Source organism: Streptomyces sp. Q2 (assembly GCF_056820935.1).
Window position 1 is genome coordinate 185,638 of sequence record NZ_JBXEJE010000009.1, and the last position, 19,060, is coordinate 204,697.

General features: G+C 71.1%; 20 protein-coding genes. 12 read left to right on the top strand and 8 right to left on the bottom strand.

The window, feature by feature from the left end; genetic code table 11:
* Window positions 1–358 precede the first annotated feature (358 nt).
* Entirely contained in the window at window positions 359–1,216 is an 858-nt protein-coding gene (rsmI, locus tag ACWBNA_RS12345; protein WP_482704334.1) for a 16S rRNA (cytidine(1402)-2'-O)-methyltransferase, read from the bottom strand.
* A gap of 63 nt (window positions 1,217–1,279) precedes the next feature.
* Here rsmI and ACWBNA_RS12350 point away from each other — a divergent pair, with 63 nt between their 5' ends.
* The gene (locus ACWBNA_RS12350) at window positions 1,280–3,022 is read left to right on the top strand and encodes a dolichyl-phosphate-mannose--protein mannosyltransferase (RefSeq protein WP_482704335.1); all 1,743 of its coding nucleotides are present in this window, start codon (window positions 1,280–1,282) and stop codon (window positions 3,020–3,022) included.
* A gap of 21 nt (window positions 3,023–3,043) precedes the next feature.
* On the opposite strand, the gene ACWBNA_RS12355 is transcribed toward ACWBNA_RS12350, so the two are convergent.
* On the bottom strand, window positions 3,044–3,325 hold the full coding sequence (locus tag ACWBNA_RS12355; protein WP_482704336.1) for an SCO0607 family lipoprotein: 282 nt from the start codon (window positions 3,323–3,325) through the stop codon (window positions 3,044–3,046).
* Between the two features lie 240 nt (window positions 3,326–3,565).
* On the opposite strand from ACWBNA_RS12355, the gene ACWBNA_RS12360 reads away from it, so the two are divergent.
* Both ACWBNA_RS12360 and ACWBNA_RS12365 read left to right on the top strand, forming a co-directional pair.
* Complete coding sequence (locus ACWBNA_RS12360; RefSeq protein WP_482704337.1) at window positions 3,566–5,209, top strand: penicillin-binding transpeptidase domain-containing protein; 1,644 nt, start codon at window positions 3,566–3,568, stop codon at window positions 5,207–5,209.
* Between the two features lie 95 nt (window positions 5,210–5,304).
* On the top strand, window positions 5,305–6,987 hold the full coding sequence (locus ACWBNA_RS12365) for a penicillin-binding transpeptidase domain-containing protein (protein ID WP_482704338.1): 1,683 nt from the start codon (window positions 5,305–5,307) through the stop codon (window positions 6,985–6,987).
* On the opposite strand, the gene ACWBNA_RS12370 is transcribed toward ACWBNA_RS12365, so the two are convergent.
* Window positions 6,964–7,338: an SsgA family sporulation/cell division regulator gene (locus ACWBNA_RS12370; RefSeq protein WP_482704339.1), complete on the bottom strand. Its 375-nt coding sequence runs from the start codon at window positions 7,336–7,338 to the stop codon at window positions 6,964–6,966. The genes ACWBNA_RS12365 and ACWBNA_RS12370 overlap by 24 nt on opposite strands.
* Window positions 7,339–7,517: 179 nt before the next feature.
* Between ACWBNA_RS12370 and ACWBNA_RS12375 the strand changes: the two genes are divergently transcribed.
* The 6 genes from ACWBNA_RS12375 to ACWBNA_RS12400 all read left to right on the top strand — a co-directional run bounded on the left by ACWBNA_RS12375 (window position 7,518) and on the right by ACWBNA_RS12400 (window position 12,359).
* Window positions 7,518–8,564 carry an energy-coupling factor ABC transporter permease gene (locus ACWBNA_RS12375; RefSeq protein ID WP_482704340.1) on the top strand — a complete coding sequence of 349 codons (1,047 nt, stop codon included), beginning with the start codon at window positions 7,518–7,520 and terminating at the stop codon, window positions 8,562–8,564.
* Window position 8,565: 1 nt separating this feature from the next.
* Window positions 8,566–9,327 carry a cobalt ECF transporter T component CbiQ gene (cbiQ, locus tag ACWBNA_RS12380; protein ID WP_482704341.1) on the top strand — a complete coding sequence of 254 codons (762 nt, stop codon included), beginning with the start codon at window positions 8,566–8,568 and terminating at the stop codon, window positions 9,325–9,327.
* Window positions 9,315–10,082 (top strand): energy-coupling factor ABC transporter ATP-binding protein, encoded by a 768-nt coding sequence (locus tag ACWBNA_RS12385; RefSeq protein WP_482704342.1) that lies wholly within the window; start codon window positions 9,315–9,317, stop codon window positions 10,080–10,082. Before cbiQ ends, ACWBNA_RS12385 begins: the two co-directional genes overlap by 13 nt.
* Window positions 10,083–10,092: 10 nt before the next feature.
* On the top strand, window positions 10,093–10,563 hold the full coding sequence (locus tag ACWBNA_RS12390) for a MarR family winged helix-turn-helix transcriptional regulator (protein WP_482704344.1): 471 nt from the start codon (window positions 10,093–10,095) through the stop codon (window positions 10,561–10,563).
* A 122-nt stretch (window positions 10,564–10,685) separates the two neighbouring features.
* Window positions 10,686–11,150, top strand: coding sequence for an organic hydroperoxide resistance protein (locus ACWBNA_RS12395; RefSeq protein ID WP_482704345.1), 465 nt, complete (start codon window positions 10,686–10,688; stop codon window positions 11,148–11,150).
* A gap of 36 nt (window positions 11,151–11,186) precedes the next feature.
* Window positions 11,187–12,359 carry a serine hydrolase domain-containing protein gene (locus tag ACWBNA_RS12400; protein WP_482704346.1) on the top strand — a complete coding sequence of 391 codons (1,173 nt, stop codon included), beginning with the start codon at window positions 11,187–11,189 and terminating at the stop codon, window positions 12,357–12,359.
* Between the two features lie 4 nt (window positions 12,360–12,363).
* Here ACWBNA_RS12400 and ACWBNA_RS12405 read toward each other — a convergent pair whose 3' ends face one another.
* Window positions 12,364–12,639: a DUF1876 domain-containing protein gene (locus ACWBNA_RS12405; RefSeq protein WP_482704347.1), complete on the bottom strand. Its 276-nt coding sequence runs from the start codon at window positions 12,637–12,639 to the stop codon at window positions 12,364–12,366.
* A 119-nt stretch (window positions 12,640–12,758) separates the two neighbouring features.
* Between ACWBNA_RS12405 and ACWBNA_RS12410 the strand changes: the two genes are divergently transcribed.
* The gene (locus tag ACWBNA_RS12410) at window positions 12,759–13,163 is read left to right on the top strand and encodes a RidA family protein (RefSeq protein ID WP_482704348.1); all 405 of its coding nucleotides are present in this window, start codon (window positions 12,759–12,761) and stop codon (window positions 13,161–13,163) included.
* A gap of 137 nt (window positions 13,164–13,300) precedes the next feature.
* Here the strand turns inward: ACWBNA_RS12410 and ACWBNA_RS12415 are convergent, their stop codons facing one another.
* The 3 genes from ACWBNA_RS12415 to ACWBNA_RS12425 are packed head-to-tail and all read right to left on the bottom strand — an operon-like array spanning window position 13,301 to window position 15,312.
* Window positions 13,301–14,146, bottom strand: a complete 846-nt coding sequence (locus ACWBNA_RS12415; RefSeq protein WP_482704349.1) for an EamA family transporter — start codon at window positions 14,144–14,146, stop codon at window positions 13,301–13,303.
* On the bottom strand, window positions 14,143–14,682 hold the full coding sequence (locus ACWBNA_RS12420; RefSeq protein WP_482704350.1) for a YbaK/EbsC family protein: 540 nt from the start codon (window positions 14,680–14,682) through the stop codon (window positions 14,143–14,145). The genes ACWBNA_RS12415 and ACWBNA_RS12420 overlap by 4 nt, the downstream gene beginning before the upstream one ends.
* 54 nt (window positions 14,683–14,736) lie before the next feature.
* Window positions 14,737–15,312 (bottom strand): ATP/GTP-binding protein, encoded by a 576-nt coding sequence (locus ACWBNA_RS12425; RefSeq protein ID WP_482704351.1) that lies wholly within the window; start codon window positions 15,310–15,312, stop codon window positions 14,737–14,739.
* A 163-nt stretch (window positions 15,313–15,475) separates the two neighbouring features.
* Between ACWBNA_RS12425 and ACWBNA_RS12430 the strand changes: the two genes are divergently transcribed.
* Both ACWBNA_RS12430 and ACWBNA_RS12435 read left to right on the top strand, forming a co-directional pair.
* Window positions 15,476–16,123 (top strand): GNAT family N-acetyltransferase, encoded by a 648-nt coding sequence (locus ACWBNA_RS12430; protein WP_482704352.1) that lies wholly within the window; start codon window positions 15,476–15,478, stop codon window positions 16,121–16,123.
* A gap of 85 nt (window positions 16,124–16,208) precedes the next feature.
* Window positions 16,209–16,700 carry a MarR family winged helix-turn-helix transcriptional regulator gene (locus tag ACWBNA_RS12435; RefSeq protein ID WP_482704353.1) on the top strand — a complete coding sequence of 164 codons (492 nt, stop codon included), beginning with the start codon at window positions 16,209–16,211 and terminating at the stop codon, window positions 16,698–16,700.
* 58 nt (window positions 16,701–16,758) lie between these two features.
* On the opposite strand, the gene ACWBNA_RS12440 is transcribed toward ACWBNA_RS12435, so the two are convergent.
* A complete protein-coding gene (locus ACWBNA_RS12440) occupies window positions 16,759–19,014 on the bottom strand; it encodes an MMPL family transporter (protein WP_482704354.1) in 2,256 nt (751 codons plus the stop codon).
* Between the last annotated feature and the right edge of the window lie 46 nt (window positions 19,015–19,060).

Consider the following 19,060-nt stretch of genomic DNA (forward strand, 5'->3'; position numbering starts at 1 on the left):
GTCCGCTGGATCCAGGGACGGATGAGTCCCTCGACTCAGTGGACGCCTCCACCCGCATGAACGCAGCAAGCCTGTCGAGTGTTGGCGGCGATTTGGGCGTTCCTTGCCTAACCGCCCCGTTGACCGCCTTCCGGCTTTGCCTTCCACGCCGACTCTTTGCGCACGCATGGGGCGCCCGCTCAGAGGAGATACGCCCTGCTCAGGGGGCGTGTGCGCCAGCTCACAGGATGCGTACGCCGGGCGCACACACCAGGCCGTGCGCCCTCGCTTGCGCCCCTTTGTTCATCGTGCGCACGCCCCCGCGTCGGCGCTCCCGCCCCACGTTCCCCACCCCTCACACCCCCGCGTTCCCCGCCGCTCACGCCCCCGCGTTCTTCGCCGCCACCACCGCGTCGAACACCTGCCGCTTGGGCAGTCCCGCCTCGGCGGCCACCGCGGCGATCGCCTCCTTGCGCCGCTCCCCCGCCTCCTCGCGCACCCGCACCCGCCGCACCAGCTCCGTGGCGTCCAGTTCCTCGGGGCCGCGTTCCGGCGCCCCCTCCACGACGACGGTGATCTCCCCGCGTACGCCCTCCGCCGCCCACGCCGCCAGCTCGCCCAGCCCGCCGCGCCTGACCTCCTCGTACGTCTTGGTCAGCTCCCGGCAGACGGCGGCCCGCCGGTCGGCGCCGAACACCTCGGCCATCGCGGCGAGGGTGTCGTCGAGCCGGTGCGGGGCCTCGAAGTAGACGAGGGTGCGTCGCTCCTCGGCCACCTCCCGCAGCCGGGACAGCCGTTCGCCCGCCTTACGCGGCAGGAACCCCTCGAAGCAGAACCGGTCGACGGGCAGCCCCGACAGCGCGAGCGCGGTGAGCACGGCGGACGGCCCCGGCACGGCGGTGACCCGGATGTCCTTCTCGACGGCGGCGGCGACGAGCCGGTAGCCGGGGTCGGACACGGACGGCATGCCCGCGTCGGTCACCAGCAGCACCCGCGCCCCGCCCACCAGCGCCTCGACCAGCTCGGGCGTGCGGGCGGCTTCGTTGCCCTCGAAGTAGGAGACGACCCTCCCCTTGGGCGTCACGCCCAGCGCCTGCGTCAGCCGCCGCAGTCGCCGGGTGTCCTCGGCGGCGACGACGTCGGCGCCGGCCAGTTCCTCGGCGAGCCGGGGCGGGGCGTCGGAGATGTCGCCGATGGGAGTACCGGCAAGGACCAGGGTTCCGGGCGTAACTGTCACGTTTCCATCCTCGCAGGGGCCCAAGCACGGGACTCACACAGCGCCGTTCCCTACGATGGCGCGGTGACCAGTACCGCGTCCTCCATGGACACCCGGCAGGAGCAGGCCCACCAGGACCAGCGGCCGTCGTGGCAGCAGCGGCTGCGCCGCTTCGGTTATGCGGCGGGGCCCAGAAGCGATGTCCGCGATCGCCTGGTGCCGCCCTACGTCGAGCCGAGCCCGCGGTTGTGGCAGGTCCTCGGGGTGTCCAAGGAGTTCGCCGGGCGGATCGGCCGCTGGTCCGCCTGGGGCGGTCCGCTGCTGGTGACGCTGTTCGCGGGCATCATCCGGTTCTGGAACCTGGGCAGCCCGAAGGCGGTGATATTCGACGAGACGTACTACGCGAAGGACGCGTGGGCGCTCGTCCACCGCGGCTTCGAGGTCAACTGGGACAAGAACGTCAACAACCTGATCCTGTCGAACAACGGGAACGTCCCGGTCCCGACGGACCCGGCGTACGTGGTGCACCCGCCGGTCGGCAAGTACGTCATCGGACTCGGGGAGCTGATCTTCGGGTTCAACCCCTTCGGCTGGCGGTTCATGACCGCCCTGCTCGGCACCCTGGCGATCCTGATGCTGTGCCGGATCGGCCGCCGGCTGTTCCGCTCCACGTTCCTCGGCTGCCTGGCCGGCGCGCTGATGGCGGTGGACGGCCTGGCGTTCGTGATGGCCCGCACCTCGCTGCTCGACGGCGTGCTGATGTTCTTCGTCCTGGCCGCGTTCGGCTGCCTGGTGATCGACCGCGACAGAGTGCGCGAGAAACTCGCCGCCGCGCTCCCGGCCGACGCCGACGGCCGGGTCCGCCCCGACGCGCACATCGCGGAGACGCTCCGCTTCGGGTGGCGCCCCTGGCGCTGGCTGGCGGGCCTGATGATGGGCCTGGCCATCGGCACCAAGTGGAACGGCCTGTACGTCCTCGTCTTCTTCTGCGTGCTGACGGTGCTGTGGGACGTCGGCTCCCGCAGGGTCGCCGGCGCGGGCCGCCCGTACGAGGCGGTGCTCAAGCACGACCTCGGGTTCGCGTTCCTGGCCACCGTGCCCGTCGCCATCGCCACGTACATCGTCTCGTGGACCGGCTGGATCCTCTCCCCCACGGACGGCACCGGCGGCTACTACCGCAACTGGGCGGCGGCCGACGGCAGGGGCAGCAGCTGGTCGTGGCTCTTCCCGGACTGGTGGCTCAGCCTGTGGCACTACGAGCACGAGGTCTACAAGTTCAACATCAACCTCTCCTCGCCCCACACCTACCAGTCCAACCCGTGGAGCTGGATCGTCACCGGCCGCCCCGTCTCGTACTTCTACGAGTCCCCCGCGCCCGGCAAGGACGGCTGCCCCGCCGACGCGGGCGAGAAGTGCGCCCGCGAAGTGCTGGCGATCGGCACACCGCTGCTGTGGTGGGTGGGCTGCTTCGCGATCCTGTACGTCCTGTGGCGCTGGTTCTTCCGCCGCGACTGGCGGGCCGGCGCGATCGCCTGCGGTATCGCGGCCGGCTACCTGCCCTGGTTCCTCTACCAGGACCGCACGATCTTCTTCTTCTACACGATCGTCTTCGTCCCGTTCCTCTGCCTGGCCGTCGCGATGCTCCTCGGCGCCATCATCGGCCCACCCGGCGCCGGCGACACCCGCCGCGTGGCGGGCGCCACGGGCGCGGGCATCCTCGTCCTGCTGATCGCCTGGAACTTCATCTATTTCTGGCCGTTGTTCACGGGCACGGCGATCCCGATAGACCAGTGGCGGTCCCGGATGTGGCTGGACACCTGGGTCTAGCCGGCCGGCACCTGCGTCCGGCTAGCCGGAGACCTCGATGATCCTGCCGTTCTCGTCGACGGTGTGGGTCTCCCAGTACACGTCCCACTTGTCGCCGACGTGCTCGGGCTCTTTGCCCTCGGGGTAGCGGGCGTACCCCGTCGGCGGGTCCTGGTCGTCGGGGACGCAGGCGCTGCCGGTGCTGCCCACGGCGAGGACGCCGTACTCGCCGCCGCCGCAGGTCGCGTCCTGTGTCGAGCAACCCGTCAGCAGGACGGCGGCGGTCGTGACGGCCAGTGCGAGGCCCAGGATGTTCTTGCGCACGATTGACTCCCCCTTGGTCGGTGGGACCAGCTTGGAGGAGGCGCGGGAGGGCCCACATGAGTAGCCGTACTCAGAAGTAGGGCATCGCGCTATTCGGCCACGTGTTCCCACAGATTCGCTCAACAAAAGCGAAACACCCGTTACAGCCGTCACGGCTTCCGCATAGAGTGCGAGCGATCAGGAGCCTTTCTGAACGCGTTCAGAAGATGCGTGGAAGGCGCAACGGGGAGGGGAAGCCCAGTGGGCAAGGGGGTCAAGACCGCTGTCATCGGCGGCGTGTTCGCCGTGATGGTCGGCGGCGCGGCGTACGGGGCGTACAACGTCCTGTCCGCGCTGAACGGCGACGGGGGCAGCGGCAGCGGCACGAGTGCGGCAGGTCCGGCGGCGGTCAAGAGCGGGCCGCCGAGTGCGGACGAGGTGAAGGAGACGACCGGCAAGTTCTTCGCTGCCTGGGCGAAGGGCGACGCGGTGGACGCGGCGGCGTACACGAACAACGCCACGGCGGCCGAGGCGCTGCTGACGGCGTACGCCGGGACCGCCCACATCGGCGAGGTGAAGATCACTCCTGGTACGGCGTCCGGTGCCACCGTGCCGTACACGGTGAAGGCGAAGGTGGCCTACGACGGGAAGTCGAAGCCGCTGACGTACAAGAGCGAGCTGACCGTGGTGCGCGGGGTCACCACCGGGCGGGCGCTGGTCGACTGGCAGCCGTCCGTGATCCACCCCGAGCTGCGGCGGGACGACACCCTGGTCACCGAGGAGTCCGCGAACCCGCCGATCGAGGCCGTCGACCGGAACGGGAACGAGCTGACGGAGAAGAAGTACCCGTCCCTCGGGCCGATCCTGGACGCGCTGCGCGGCAAGTACGGCGACAAGGCCGGCGGCACCCCCGGAGTCGAACTGGTGATCCGGCACGCCGGCGAGGGCGCCGCCGACACCCCGCTGCTGACTCTCGTCGAGGGCAAGCCGGGCAAGCTGGAGACCACGCTCAGCGCGACCGCGCAGGCCGCGGCGGAGAAGGCGGTGAAGCTGTACGCCCAGTCGTCGGTCGTCGCCGTCAAGCCCAGCACGGGTGAGGTGCTGGCGGTGGCCAACAACCGCAAGGACGCGTTCAACGCGGCCTTCGAAGGCACCGTCGCGCCCGGTTCCACCATGAAGATCATCACCGCCGCGATGCTCATAGACAACGGCGTGACCTCGATGAACGGCCCGGCGCCCTGCGAGAACACGGCGGTGTGGCAGAGCCAGACCTTCAAGAACCTCACGGGCATGGAGCCCAACGAGAACGCCACGCTCGCCAACAGCTTCCTGCGGTCCTGCAACACCGCCTTCGTCAAGCTCATCGACGAGAAGCCGCTCACCGACGAGTCACTGACCACGGAGGCCCAGACGCGCTTCGGGATCGGCCTGGACTGGAAGACCGGTGTCGTCTCCTTCGACGGCAGCGTCCCCGCCTCCGGCGGCCCGGACCGCGCGGCGGCCGCCATCGGCCAGGGCCAGGTCCAGATGAACCCGCTGAACATGGCGTCCGTGACGGCCACCGCCATCACCGGCGACTTCCGCCAGCCCTACCTGGTGTCGCCCCGGCTCGACGACCGGCAACTGGCCACCGCCAAGGGGCTGCCGTACAACACCGCCTCCCAGCTGAAGCAGATGATGCGGCTGACCGCGACCCAGGGCACCGCCCAGAAGGCGATGGCCGGGCTCGGCGGCGACATCGGCGCGAAGACCGGTTCCGCCGAGGTCGACGGGCAGGCCGTGTCCAACAGCTGGTTCACCGGCTTCCGCAACGACGTGTCCGCGGCGGCCATGACGGAGGAGGGCGGACACGGCGGCGACGCGGCCGGTCCGATTGTCGCAGCTGTGCTACGAGCTGCCGGCTGAAGTCATCCCCATGGGTCGGGACTCTAGTGTGGGGTCGTCGTTGAGGTGAATGAGGGCAACGGGGACCCTGGGGATCGTGCGGAGGATCGAAGGCTGTGGGTAACAGAAGACGCGTCGCCGAGCGACGGAAGACCAAGCCCGCCGTGATCGGCGGGATGATCGCCGTGGTGGTCGGCGGCGCCGGCTTCGGCGTCTACGCGCTCTACGGCGGCGGGGCCGCGGCCGACGACCGCACCCAGCCGACGTCCTCCTCCGCCGAGGACAAGGCGAAGGACATCCCGTCCGGCCCACTGTCGGCGACCGAGGTCACCACCGCCGCGCAGAGGTTCCTCACGGCCTGGCAGCAGGGCAAGGTGCCCGCCGCGGCGGCCGCCACGGACGACGCGAAGTCGGCCACCGCCCTGCTGACCGGCTACACCAAGGACGCCCACATCAAGGGCGTCACGCTCACCGCGGGCACCCGCACCGGCGACAAGGTGCCCTTCTCCGTGAAGGGCACGGTGTCGTACAAGGGCATCGAGAAGCCGCTGGCGTACGACAGCGCGCTCACCGTCGTCCGCGGCAGCGGCGACGGGAAGCCGATCGTCGACTGGCACTCCGCCGTCCTCCACCCGGACCTCCAGGACGGCGACACCCTGGTCACCGGCGAGTCCGGGACCCCGCCGGTCAAGGCCTTCGACCGGGACGGCGGCGAGCTGACCGAGGCCAGGTACCCGTCGCTGGGCACGGTCCTGGACGGTCTGCGTGAGAAGTACGGCAAGACGGCCGGCGGCAAGGCGGGTGTCGAGCTCCGGGTGATCCGCGGCAAGTCCGCGAAGTCGTCGAAGGCGTCCGACAAGACCCTGCTGGAGCTGAGCAAGGGCACGCCGGGCACCGTGAAGACGACCCTGAACCCGAGGCTCCAGGCGGCGGCCGAGGCGCAGGTGGCGAAGAAGGCGCGGTCGTCGGTCGTCGTGATGCGGCCCTCCACCGGGGAGATCCTCGCCGTCGCGAACGCCTCCCACGGCTTCAACACCGCCTTCCAGGGCTCCCTCGCTCCGGGCTCCACGATGAAGGTCATCACCTCCTCGCTGCTGATCGACAAGGGGCTGGCGTCGGCGGACAAGGCGCACCCCTGCCCGAAGTACTTCACGTACGGCGGCTGGAAGTTCCAGAACGACGACAAGTTCCAGATCAAGGGCGGCACCTTCAAGGCGAGTTTCGCCCGCTCCTGCAACACCGCCTTCATCAGCCAGGCGCCCGACCTGGAGAACGACGACCTGACCAAGCAGGCCCAGCAGGTCTTCGGCCTGGGGCTGAACAACTGGGCCATCGGGGTGCCGTCCTTCGACGGCTCGGTGCCGGTGCAGAGCGCGGCCCAGATGGCGGCCTCGCTCATCGGGCAGGGCGGGGTCCGGATGAACCCGCTGAACATGGCGTCGGTGTCGGCGACGGTCGAGTCCGGCACCTTCAAGCAGCCCTACCTGGTGTCCCCGTCGGTCGACGACCGCACTGTGGCGACGGCCTCGCGCACGATGTCCGCGGGCACCGTCTCCCAGCTGCGGGAGCTGATGGCGTACACGGCGGCCTACGGCACGGCGGCCGAGGCGATGTCCGGGGTCACCGGGAACGTCGGTGCGAAGACGGGCTCGGCGGAGGTCGACGGCCAGAAGAAGCCGAACGGCTGGTTCACCGCGTACCGGGGCGACCTGGCGGCCGCGGGCGTCGTCCAGTCCGGCGGGCACGGCGGCGACACGGCGGGGCCGATCGTGGCGTCACTGCTGAAGCTGGGCGGCTGACTCCCCGCGTCCCACCGGTGTCGCCAGGTACGTCCGGCGCAGGAACCTCAGCAGCGCCTTCGTCTCGAACTGCACCACCGAGACGCCGTGCGCGGAGTGGAACTCGAGCACGGCCTGCACCCGCCCGCACGGCCACACGCGGACCTCTCCGCTGCCGACCGGGGCGCGCAGGCCCTGTTCGAGGAGTGAGCGCGAGAAGGTCCACTCGTCGTGGGTGCTCGGCAGACCGACGCGTACCGAGCGCGGGTCGGTCTCGGGGTCGTAGCGCAGGATCACCGGGACCGCCTCGTCCTCGACGATGTCCGCGTCCGAAACGATGTGGGCTCGCGCGTACTGTTCGACTACAGACATCGTGACGGGCCTCTCACGCTGCGCAACCTGTGCGGAATCTGTGCATCCACTGCTTCTCCAGCGTCGCATATTTCCCGGATTCCGCCCCTGGGGCCGTATGGCTTGCTCGTGAGCACCCGTGGCTGTTCGTCGACCATCTCTCTTGCAAAAGGTTCGCAACAAGCCACTATCATCGAACGGTGCATGTGCCTGACGGATTCATCGACGCCCCCATCTCGGTAGCGACCGGCGCGGTCGCCGCGGCCGCCGTCGCGGTGAGCCTGCGCGGCGCGCGCCGCGAACTCGACGAACGCACCGCCCCGCTGGCCGGCCTGGTGGCCGCGTTCATCTTCGCCGTGCAGATGCTGAACTTCCCCGTCGCCGCGGGGACCAGCGGACATCTGCTGGGCGGTGCGCTCGCGGCGATCCTCGTCGGCCCCTACACCGGGGTCCTCTGCGTCTCCGTGGTCCTGCTCATGCAGGGCATCCTGTTCGCGGACGGCGGCCTGACCGCGCTCGGCGTGAACATCACGGACATGGCGATCGTCACCACGGTCGTGGCCTACGCCGTCTTCCGCGGGCTGGTGAAGGTGCTGCCCCGCAAGCGGCGTTCCCTCACCGTCGCCTCCTTCGTCGCCGCCCTCCTCTCCGTGCCGGCCGCGGCCCTCGCCTTCACCTTCGTCTACTGGCTCGGCGGCACCACCGACGTCTCCATCGGCAAGGTCGCCACCGCCATGATCGGCGTGCACGTCCTCATCGGCCTCGGCGAGGCGGCGATCACCGCGCTGACCGTCGGCGCCGTCGTCGCCGTACGCCCGGACCTCGTGTACGGCGCCCGCGGCCTCCAGCAGAAGCTCAGGCTGCGGGTGAACGGCGAGCTGGTCGACGTGCCGGCGGCGGAACCGGCGCCCGTCGCCGCCCGCTCCCACCGCGCGGTGTGGATCGCCGGCCTGGTCGCCTCCCTCGTCCTGGCCGGGTTCGTCAGCTTCTACGCCTCCGCGAACCCCGACGGCCTGGAGAAGGTCGCCGCCGACAAGGGCATCGACGCGAAGACCGAGAAGCACGCGAACGCGGACTCACCGCTCGCCGACTACGGCGTCAAGGACGTCGACGACGCCCGCCTGTCCGGCGGCCTCGCCGGCGTGATCGGCGTCGGTGTCACGGTCGTCGCGGGCAGCACGGTGTTCTGGGCGGTGCGCAGGCGGCGTACCGGCGAGGACGTCTCTCCCGCGAGCACGAGCGTCTGACATGGGCGCCGGACACGCGCACAAGCTCTACCGCCACGGGCACTCGCCCGTGCACGCCCTGCCACCGCACACCAAGCTCGCGGCGACCTTCGCCTTCGTGCTGGTCGTGGTGTCGACCCCGCGGGAGGTGATGTGGGCCTTCGGCCTGTACGCCGTACTCCTGGCCTGCGTCGCGTACGCGGCCCGCGTGCCCGCCGGTTTCCTGCTCAAGCGGCTGCTGATCGAGGTGCCGTTCGTCGCCTTCGCGGTGCTGATGCCGTTCGTGGCGGAGGGCGAGCGGGTCGAGGTGCTGGGCCTGCAGCTGAGCGTGAGCGGCCTGTGGGGCGCCTGGAACGTGCTCGCCAAGGGCACCCTCGGCGTCGCCGCGTCCGTGCTCCTCGCCTCCACGACCGAACTGCGCGAACTCCTGCTGGGACTGCAGCGGCTGAAGCTTCCGCCGCTGCTCGTGCAGATCGCCTCCTTCATGATCCGGTACGGCGACGTCATCACGGACGAGATGCGGCGGATGCGGATCGCCCGGGAGTCACGGGGCTTCGAGGCGAGCGGCGTCCGGCACTGGGGCGTCCTCGCGAAGTCCGCCGGGGCCCTGTTCATCCGCTCCTACGAACGCGGCGAGCGCGTGCACCTGGCCATGGTCAGCCGCGGGTACGCCGGTTCGATGCCGGTCATCGACGAGGTGACCGCGTCCCGGGCGCAGTGGTCGTACGCCCTGACCCTCCCGTTCGCCGCCCTCGTCGTATGTCTGCTGGGATGGACCCTGTGACCGCTTCCCTCGAGGTCTCCGGCCTCGCCTTCGCCTACCCCGACGGACACCAGGCGCTGTTCGGCGTGGACTTCGCCATCGCGCGCGGCGAGCGGGTCGCGCTGCTCGGACCGAACGGCGCCGGCAAGACGACCCTGGTGCTGCACCTCAACGGCATCCTGAGCGGCGGCACCGGCACCGTGAAGGTCGCCGGCCTGCCCGTCGGCAAGCAGCACATGGCCGAGATCCGGCGCCGGGTCGGCATCGTCTTCCAGGACCCGGACGACCAGCTCTTCATGCCGAGCGTGCGCGAGGACGTGGCGTTCGGGCCGGCGGCGGCCGGACTGAAGGGGCCCGAGCTGGAACACCGCGTGCGTACGGCCCTGGAGCGGGTCGGCATGCAGGACTTCGCCGACCGGCCCCCGCACCACCTCTCCTTCGGGCAGCGGCGCCGGGTGGCGGTCGCGACGGTGCTGGCGATGGAGCCGGAGATCCTCGTCCTGGACGAGCCCTCCTCCAACCTCGACCCCGCCTCCCGCCGTGAACTGGCCGACATTCTGCGGTCGTTGGACGTGACCGTCCTGATGGTCACGCACGACCTGCCGTACGCCCTGGAGCTGTGCCCGCGCTCCCTGATCCTGAGCGACGGCACGATCGCCGCCGACGGGAAGACCGCGGAGCTCCTGGCCGACGACGAGCTGATGCGCGCCCACCGGCTGGAGTTGCCGTTCGGTTTCGATCCGCGTCCGGCGCCGGTGCCCGAGGGCCGTCCGTGACAATGGGCGCGTGACGAACCAAGAGGACGCCGGTGCCGAGGGCTCGCTGCTGCTGGACGACCAGCTGTGTTTCGCGCTGTACGCCGCCCAGCGCGCGGTGACGGCCGCGTACCGGCCGCTTCTGGAGGACCTCGGCCTCACCTACCCGCAGTACCTGGTGCTGCTGGTGCTGTGGGAGCGCGGCGAGATCACGATCAAGGAACTGGCGGGTGCGCTGCGCCTCGACTACGGCACGGTGTCGCCGTTGCTGAAGCGGCTGGAGAGCGCGGGGCTCGTGCGCCGGGAGCGCGCGGTGAGCGACGAGCGCTCGGTGCTGGTCGCGTGCACGGGGCGCGGCGAGGAACTCAGGGAGCGCGCGGCACGGGTGCCGGGCGCCCTGTTCACGGCCACGGAGCTCGACGACGCGGAAGTCGCGCGGTTGCGCGAGGAGTTGTGGCGGCTGGCGGGCCGGGCGGAGGCCGCGGCCGAGCGCGCCCGCTGACATCCCCCGTCGGCACCCCCCGCTGACATCGGGTTACCCGCGGTTGCCTCCCCCCGGCCGTGGAAGGCATGGCTACCGGCCGGTACCTTGTGCACGATGCATCTGCTGGGGGAGGTTCCGCTGTGATCGAAGAGACCGTCGAAAGTGCCGCCGTCTCCGTCGACACCCGTCCGACGAAGATCGCCTATGTCGCCGAGGCCACCGCGCACGGCGGCCGGGACGGCTATGTCACCAGTCAGGACGGGCAGATCGAGCTGAAGGTCGCGATGCCGCCGGAACTCGGCGGGGACGGCAACGGCACCAACCCCGAGCAGCTGTTCGCGGCCGGCTACAGCTCCTGCTTCCACAACGCGCTGGTGATGGTCGGCCGCCGCTCCGGCTACGACCTGTCCGGTTCCACGGTCGCCGCGAAGGTCGGCATCGGCCCCAACCAGCACCGCGGCTACGGTCTCGCGGTCGCCCTCAGCGTCTCGCTCCCGGTCCTCGACGCGGACGTCGCGGCGAAGCTGGTGGACGCGGCGCACGAGGTCTGCCCGTACTCGAACGCGACCCGCGGGAACATCGACGTGACGATCCTGCTTGGCTGAGGGGGAGACCCGAACAGCCGGACGAGGAGTACGCACGTGGACGTGAACGGCACAGTCGCCGAGGGCTTCGAGCCGGTCAGGGAAGCGTTCGCGAGGAACTTCGAGGTGCTCGGGGACCGGGGCGCGGCGGTCGCCGTCTACCGGGACGGGCGCAGGGTCGTCGACCTGTGGGCCGGCACCAGGGACATCGACGGGACCGAGCCCTGGCACCGCGGCACCGCGCAGATCGTGCGCTCGGCGACCAAGGGCGTCGCCGCCGCCGTACCGCTGCTGCTGCACCAGCGCGGGCTCCTCGACCTGGACGCGCCGCTGGGCGAGTACTGGCCGCAGTTCAAGGCGCGCGGCAAGGAACGGGTGCTGGTCAGGCACGTGCTGAACCACCGGTCCGGCCTCCCGGTCCTCGACCACCCGCTCACCCCGGCCCAGGCGCTGGACCCGGCGCGGGGCGCCGAGGCGGTCGCCGCGCAGACACCGGTCTGGGAACCGGGCACCGACCACGGCTACCACGCGCTGACGTACGGCTGGATGCTCGACGAACTCGTGCGGCGCGTGACGGGCCGGTGGGCCGGCGAGTGGATCGCGGCTCAGATCGCCGGCCCGCTCGGCGCCGACCTGTGGCTCGGGCTGCCGCGGGCGGAGGAGGCCACGGGACGGACCGGCCGGGTGGGCCGGATCGAGACGCCGGAACCCGCCACGGGGACGGGCCTGCGCCTTCGCCCCAAGCCCACGGTCACCGCGGCCTACGACGATCCCGGCTCCCTCACCCGCCGGGCCTTCGCCGCGGTCACCCCCTTCCCCGACCAGAACGACCCGGCGTACCGGGCGGCCGCGCTGCCCGCGACCAACGGCATCGCGACCGCCGACGGGCTGGCCCGCTTCTACGCCGCCCTGATCGGCGAGGTCGACGGCGTACGCCTCTTCGACCCGGCCACCATGGAGGCGGCCCGCGGCGAGGAGTCGGCGGGACCGGACCGCGTCCTGGTCGTGAACACCCGCTTCGGCCTCGGCTACATGCTGCACGGCAGCGCGTCGCCCCTCCTCGGCCCGGGTTCGTTCGGCCACCCGGGCCGAGGCGGCTCCCTCGGCTTCGCCGACCCGGAGACCGGCGTCGCCCTCGGCTATGTGACGAACGGCTTCCGCAAGACCGTGACGGCGGATCCGCGGGCGCAGGCGCTGGTCAGGGCGGTGCGGAGCGTCGTACAGGCGTAACCCCTCAGACGTTGATCGAGTGGGACGTCCGGCCGGACGCCTCGTCGATCTCGTCGTGGGCTTTGGTCAGCAGGCGCATGGCGAGCTCGTTCAGGGCCCGCGCGCCCGCGACCTCCTCCCCCACCCTCGGCTGGTTCGCGTCGGTGTGGTGGCGGCTCGCGTGCCCTTGCGCGCGTACCTCGGAACCGTCGGGCAGCCGGACCATCGCGACCGCCCGCGTGTGCTGATCGTCCTCCCGGAACTCCAGTTCGACATGCCAACCCACAGCGGTGTGCATCATGACGATCACCTCCGGAACATCTGCTTCCAGGGTGCTCCTCCAAAGGCACGGACGCACGGCCTGAGGAGCCGCCCCCGGAGCCCGGAATGGGCCGCCCCTCACGGGACGTTCGCACAGGCATGACGCCCGACCAGCGCACCATCACCAACCCGCCCGCCCTGCACGACCCCACGCCGTTCGGCTACAGCCACGCCGTCTCCGCGCCCGGCGAGACCGTCTTCATCGGCGGCCAGTACGCCTCTGACGCCACCGGCGCCCCCGTGCCCGGCGACTTCGCCGCACAGGTCGACCTGGCCTTCGACCGGCTGCGGTCCGCCCTGGCGGGAGTGGGACTCGGCTTCGAACACGTCGTCCGGCTCGGCACGTTCATCGTCGACCACGACCTCGCCAAGCTGGAAACCCTCGGCAAGGCACTGCACACCCGCTTCGGCGACCGGCTGCCGGCACAGACACTGAGCGGCGTCGCCTCGCTCGCGCTGCCCGGGATGCTGTTCGAAGTGGACGCGGTGGCCGTGCGGCCGTGATTGCTACCGCCCGCGGTGGCGGTACAGCCGTAGGAGCACTGCCTCCGGTGGCGGTACGGCCGTAGAAGCACTGCCTCCGGTGGCGGTACGGCCGTAAGCCCTCCCCCGGCGGACGCGGCGGGGTGCGGCCCCGACGTCTACCCGGCGTGCAGCATCAGCCCGATCCCGATCACCAGCAGCCCCGCCGCGGCGATGCGCGGGGCGCCGAACCTCTCCTTGAAGAACACGGCACCGATCGCCGCGCCCACGATGATCGAGGACTCGCGCAGGGCGGCGATCGGCGCCAGTTCGGCCCTGGTCTGGGCCCACAGGACGAGCCCGTACGCCGCCACGGAGAGGGCCGCGCCCAGCAGCCCGACGCCCGCGAAGGGCCGTAGGACGGTGACGAACTGCCCGCGCCACCGGTAGAGCGCGTACGCCGGGATCGCCACGCCCTCCACCGCCATCAGCCAGGCGATGTAGCCGAGGGACGATCCGGAGGTCCTGACACCCAGCCCGTCGACGACGGTGTACGCGGCGATGGTCAGGCCGGTCGCCAGCGCCGCGTTGATCGCGGCCCAGTTGGGCCGACGGCCGCGCAGCCCCCACAGGGCGACGCCGGTCAGCCCCGCGCAGGACAGGGCGATGCCCGCCGCCGCCCACCCGTCCGGCACCTCGTGGGCGAAGACGGCGGCGAGCAGGGTGACCACCAGCGGGGCGGTGCCGCGCGCGATCGGGTACGCCTGGCCGAAGTCGCCCAGCCGGAAGGACTTCATCAGCAGCACGTAGTAGGCGAGGTGGATGACCGCCGAGACGATCAGGTACGGCCACGCCCCGGCCGCCGGGACCGGCACGAACGGCATCATCGCCAGCCCGATCAGCGACCCGCCGCCCGCGATCAGCGTGAATCCGACCAGTTTGTCGGTGATTTGATGCGCGATGGCGTTCCAGCTGGCGTGGGTGACCGCGGCCAGCAGCACGGCCGCGGTCACCAGCGGGGTCATGAGGTGCGCTCGCGCACGTCCACCAGGGTGGCACCGGCGTGGGCGACAAGTTCCTTGGGCCGCATGGGGAAGACGGTGTACGGGGTGCCGGCCGCGGCCCACACGGTGTCGTGGTCGAGGAGGGAGCGGTCGGCGAGGACCCGCGTCCGGGTCCGGTGCCCGAAGGGCGGCACGCCCCCGATCGCGTATCCCGTCGTCTCCCGTACGACGTCGGCCTTGGCCCGGGTGACCTTTTCGGCGCCGAGCGCCTCCCGGACCCTGTCGAGGTCGACCCGGGAGGAACCGTCCATCAGCACCAGCACCGGCACGCCGTCCGCCGCGAAGATCAACGACTTGCAGATCTCGCTCAACTCGCACCCGAGCGCCGCCGCGGCCTCGGCGGCGGTACGCGTGGCGTCCGGGAAACGCCGGACGCGGGGCCGCAGTTCGTCGAGGCCGAGCTCGCGCAGGGCCGCGGCGAAACGGGGGTGGGCTTCGGAGCCGTCAGTGTCGGTCGTCGTCATACCCGGCACGCTAGCGGTGGGTGTACGGGGCATGCGACCGGGTTACGGCCGTCGTCACCAGGCCTCCGTCTGCTCCACGAAGCCGCTTCAAGCTCCTCCGGCGGGCCCGGAGATCACCGAACGGACCGCTGCCACACGGTGTGCCAGGTCGCCGGCGGGGATGTCGAGGAGTTCGTAGCCGAACGCACGGTAGCTCCGCTCGTGGAACTCCTCGAACACGAGTGACTCCTCGAAGCTGATCCGCCGGGCACTGGTGGGCTCGCAGAAGCCCAGGTTGCGAACGAAGAGCACCTGGCGCTCGTAGATCTCCCCGGCCGTGATCCGCTCGATCTCCGCCGTCAGCGCCCGGGACACCGGCCGCCCCAGGTAGTTGGCCAGCGCGTGGGTGCAGACCGGCGACCGGTCGAAGACCTGGACCGTGCTCGGGGCGGGGCCCGTCGAAGGGTCTGTGGCAGGGCCTTCCAACTGCCGCTCCCTCTGCAGCTCGACGACCTCGTCGACAAAGCCCGCCCGCGTCCACGGCTCCGCCTCCCCGCGAGCCTGCGCCCGTGCGATGACCGCGGTCGCCGCCTCCTCCACGACCGCGTAGCCGAGCTCGGCCAGGCCCCGCAGGATCGAGGTCTTGCCGGCGCCGGGAGTACCGGTGAGCACGTAACGCTGCATGTCGGAGGCCTTTCGTGGTGATGGACGGGCGCGGCTGATGCCCCGAACCCAGGCGGGACAGCCCTGTTGGGGGGATGGGGGCGGCGGGGAGGGGCCGGATGCTCGAACGGCTCGTGCGCCGGAGACGGTTGCGGAAGCCCTCCCGAACAAGCAGATTACGACGATGACTTCGGCACCCGCACCCCCACCGGCGTCCGCACCCGGGATTCGTCCCTACCGCCCCACCGACCGCCCTGCCCTGGACGACATCTGCGTCCGCACCGCCCACGTCGGCCAGGACAGCCGTCCCCACTACGCCGACCCCGACGTCTTCCCGGCGATCTTCGCGGCGCCGTACGTCCACCTGGAGCCGGAGCTGGCCTTCGTGCTGGACGACGGCCACGGACAAGCCGTCGGGTACGTCCTCGGCACCGCGGACACGCCCCGCTTCGTCGAGGACTTCCGGGCGAAGTGGCTGCCGTCGGTGGCCGGTCGGTACCCCGAGCCGAAAGCCCCGCCCCGCACTCCCGACGACGAGATCATCCCCCTCCTGCATCACCCCGAGCGCATGCTCGTCCCGGAGGTCGCCGCCTACCCGGCCCATCTCCACATCGACCTGCTTGCCGACTGGCAGGGGCGGGGCTACGGACGGGCCCTGATGCGGACCTTCCTCGACGCCCTGCACAAGAAGGCCGTACCGGCCGTGCACCTTTCCATGCTCACCGCGAACACCCCCGCCCGGGCCTTCTACGACCGCCTTGGCTTCCATGAGATCGCGGTGCCGGACGCCGATCCGAGCGTCACCTATCTCGGACGCGGGACCAGCCCGTAGACGGCAGCCAGTCCGCAGTCCACAGTCAGCAGTCCGCAGTCCGCAGTCCGCAGTCCGCAGACAGTAGCCATGTACCGTATCCGCCGTGAGCGACGCACCGAAGGCCCCCGCACCGAAGCCCCCCTCCCCCACCCCCGGCTACCTCGTCTGGCGCCTGGCCAACAAGTGGCGTACCGCGGTCGATCAGGCCCTCGCACCCCTGAACCTGACCCATGCCCAGTACGTCCTGCTGGCCTCGCTGAGCGGGATGGAGCGGTCGGGCCGGCAGCCGAGTCAGCGGGAGCTCGCCGACTACACGGGGCTGGAGGCGCTGTACGTGTCGAAGCTGGCGCGGTCGCTGGAGGCGGGCGAGCTGGTCCGGCGTACCCGGGATGCCGAGGACACGCGGGTCGTGCGCCTGGCGCTCACCGACGAGGGCCGTAGAGCCGTGCGGCCCGCCATCGACGCCGTACAGGTGCTGCTGGACCAGTTGCTCACCCCGCTCGGCGGGCTGGACGACCGGCGGACCGACGACTTCAAGCGCACCCTGACCGAGCTCCTCGACACCCCGCTGGGCCGAGACGAGGAAAGCCGGTGAGGACGCCCCGTCCTCACGGAGCCCTCACCGGCTGGTCAAGCAGCGGAAGCGAGACGCGTCAGACGCGCACCAGCTCCCGGTCCTCGTCCGGATCCGCGTCCTTGACGTCGTCCGGCGTACGCAGGCTCTCGCCCTCGACGTCCACGTTCGGCAGGGCGCGGTCCAGCCACTTCGGCAGCCACCAGGCCTTCTTGCCGAGGAGCGCGAGCACCGCCGGGACGATCGCCATGCGGACGACGAACGCGTCGAAGAACACCGCGATCGCCAGACCGAAGCCGATCATCTTGATCATCGACTCGCTGGAGCTGATGAAGCCGCCGAAGACCGCCATCATGATGACCGCGGCGGCGGCCACGACCCGGGCACTGTGCCGGAAGCCGGTCACGATGGACTGGCTCGGCGACTCGCCGTGGACGTACGCCTCCCGCATGCGGGTCACGAGGAACACCTCGTAGTCCATCGCGAGGCCGAAGACCACGCCGACCATGAAGATCGGCATCATCGACATGATCGGACCGGTCTCCTCGACGCCGATCAGGCCGCCGAGCCAGCCCCACTGGAAGACCGCGACCACGGCACCGAGCGCGGCGAGCACGCTGAGCAGGAAGCCGAGGGCGGCCTTCAGCGGGACCAGGATCGAGCGGAAGATCACGATGAGGAGCAGGAAGGCGAGGCCGACCACCAGGGCCAGGTACGGGATCAGCGCGTCGGTGAGCTTCTGCGAGAAGTCGATGTTCATCGCGGTGGTGCCGGTGACCAGGACCTTCGCGCCCGTGTCGGCCTGGATGCCGGTGCCCTGGTCGCGGATGGAGTGCACCAGGTCCTCGGTCTGTACCGAGGACGGCTTGGAGTCCGGGATCACGGTGATCGTCGCCGTGTCGCCGGTCTTGTTGAACGCGGCCGGGGTGACCGTCACGACGTCCTTGAGGCCCTTGATCCCGTCGGTGACCGTGGTGGCCGCCGTCTTGGGGTCGTCGCTGTCCTTGGCGTCGACCACGATCATCAGGGGGCCGTTGAAGCCGGGGCCGAAGCCCTCGGACAGCAGGTCGTAGGCCCGGCGCTGGGTGGTGGACGTCGGCTGCGAGCCGTCGTCGGGCAGGCCCAGCTCCAGCTGGGTGGCCGGAACGGCGATCGCGCCGAGTCCGACCACGCCGAGCAGCAGCACGGCGACCGGACGGCGGATGACGAAGCTCGCCCAGCGGGTGCCCATGCCGGGCTTGGCCTGCGCCTGGGACTTGACCTGCGCCTGGGACTTCGCGGGCGCCTCGGACGTGCCGGCGCCGCGCCGCTTGCGCTTCTCGCCCGTCGGGCGGACCTTGCCGCCCGCGTATCCGAGCAGCGCCGGGATCATGGTCAGCGCGATGAGGACGGCCACCACGACGGTGCCCGCCGCCGCGAGGCCCATCTTGGTCAGCATCGGAACGCCGACGACCGAGAGGCCCGCCAGTGCGATGACGACCGTGAGGCCCGCGAAGACCACCGCGGAGCCGGCGGTGCCGGTGGCCCGGCCTGCCGCCTCCTCGCGGTCACGGCCCTCGGCCAGCTCGCCCCGGTAGCGGGAGACGATGAACAGCGCGTAGTCGATGCCGACCGCGAGGCCGATCATCAACGCGAGCGTGGAGGTGGTGTCGCCGAGGTCGAGCGCGTTGGCGAGGGCGGTGATGGTGGAGACGCCGATGCCGACGCCGATGATCGCCGTGAGCAGCGGCAGTCCGGCCGCCACCAGCGAGCCCAGGGTGAGGACGAGGACGACGGCGGCGATGGCGAGACCGACGGCCTCACCGATCGCCCCCGGCTCGGCCGCGGCCTGCAGGGCGTCGCCTCCGACGTCGACGGTCAGCCCGGTGGCCCGGGCCTCGTCCGCGGCCGCCTCGAGGGCGTCGCGGGTCGTGTCCTTCAGCTCCATGCCGGGGGCGTCGTACTTCACGGACGTGTAGGCGACCGTGCCGTCCCTGCTGACGGCGTTCGTGGTGAACGGGTCGGTGACGGAGACGACCTCGGAACCGTCGCCCAGTTCCTTGACGGTCTTCTCGACGGTCGCCTTGTTGTCGGCGTCCGTCATCTTCTCGCCCTCGGGCGCCTTGAAGACGATGCGTCCGGTCCCGCCGTCGGCGCTGGCGCCCGGGAAACGCTGCTCCAGCAGGTCGAAGGCCTTCTGTGCCTCGGTGCCGGGGATGGAGAAGGAGGTGGATCCGGCGGCCGGGGCGCTGGCCGCGCCGACGCCGGCGAGCGTCAGCAGGGCGACCCATATCAGGGCGACGAAATGCCGTCGCCGGAAGGCGAGCCGGCCGAGTTTGTAGAGGAACGTGGCCACGAAGGCGTACTCCCGGTCAGGTCGTGGTGTTTCAGGGCAGGGGTCA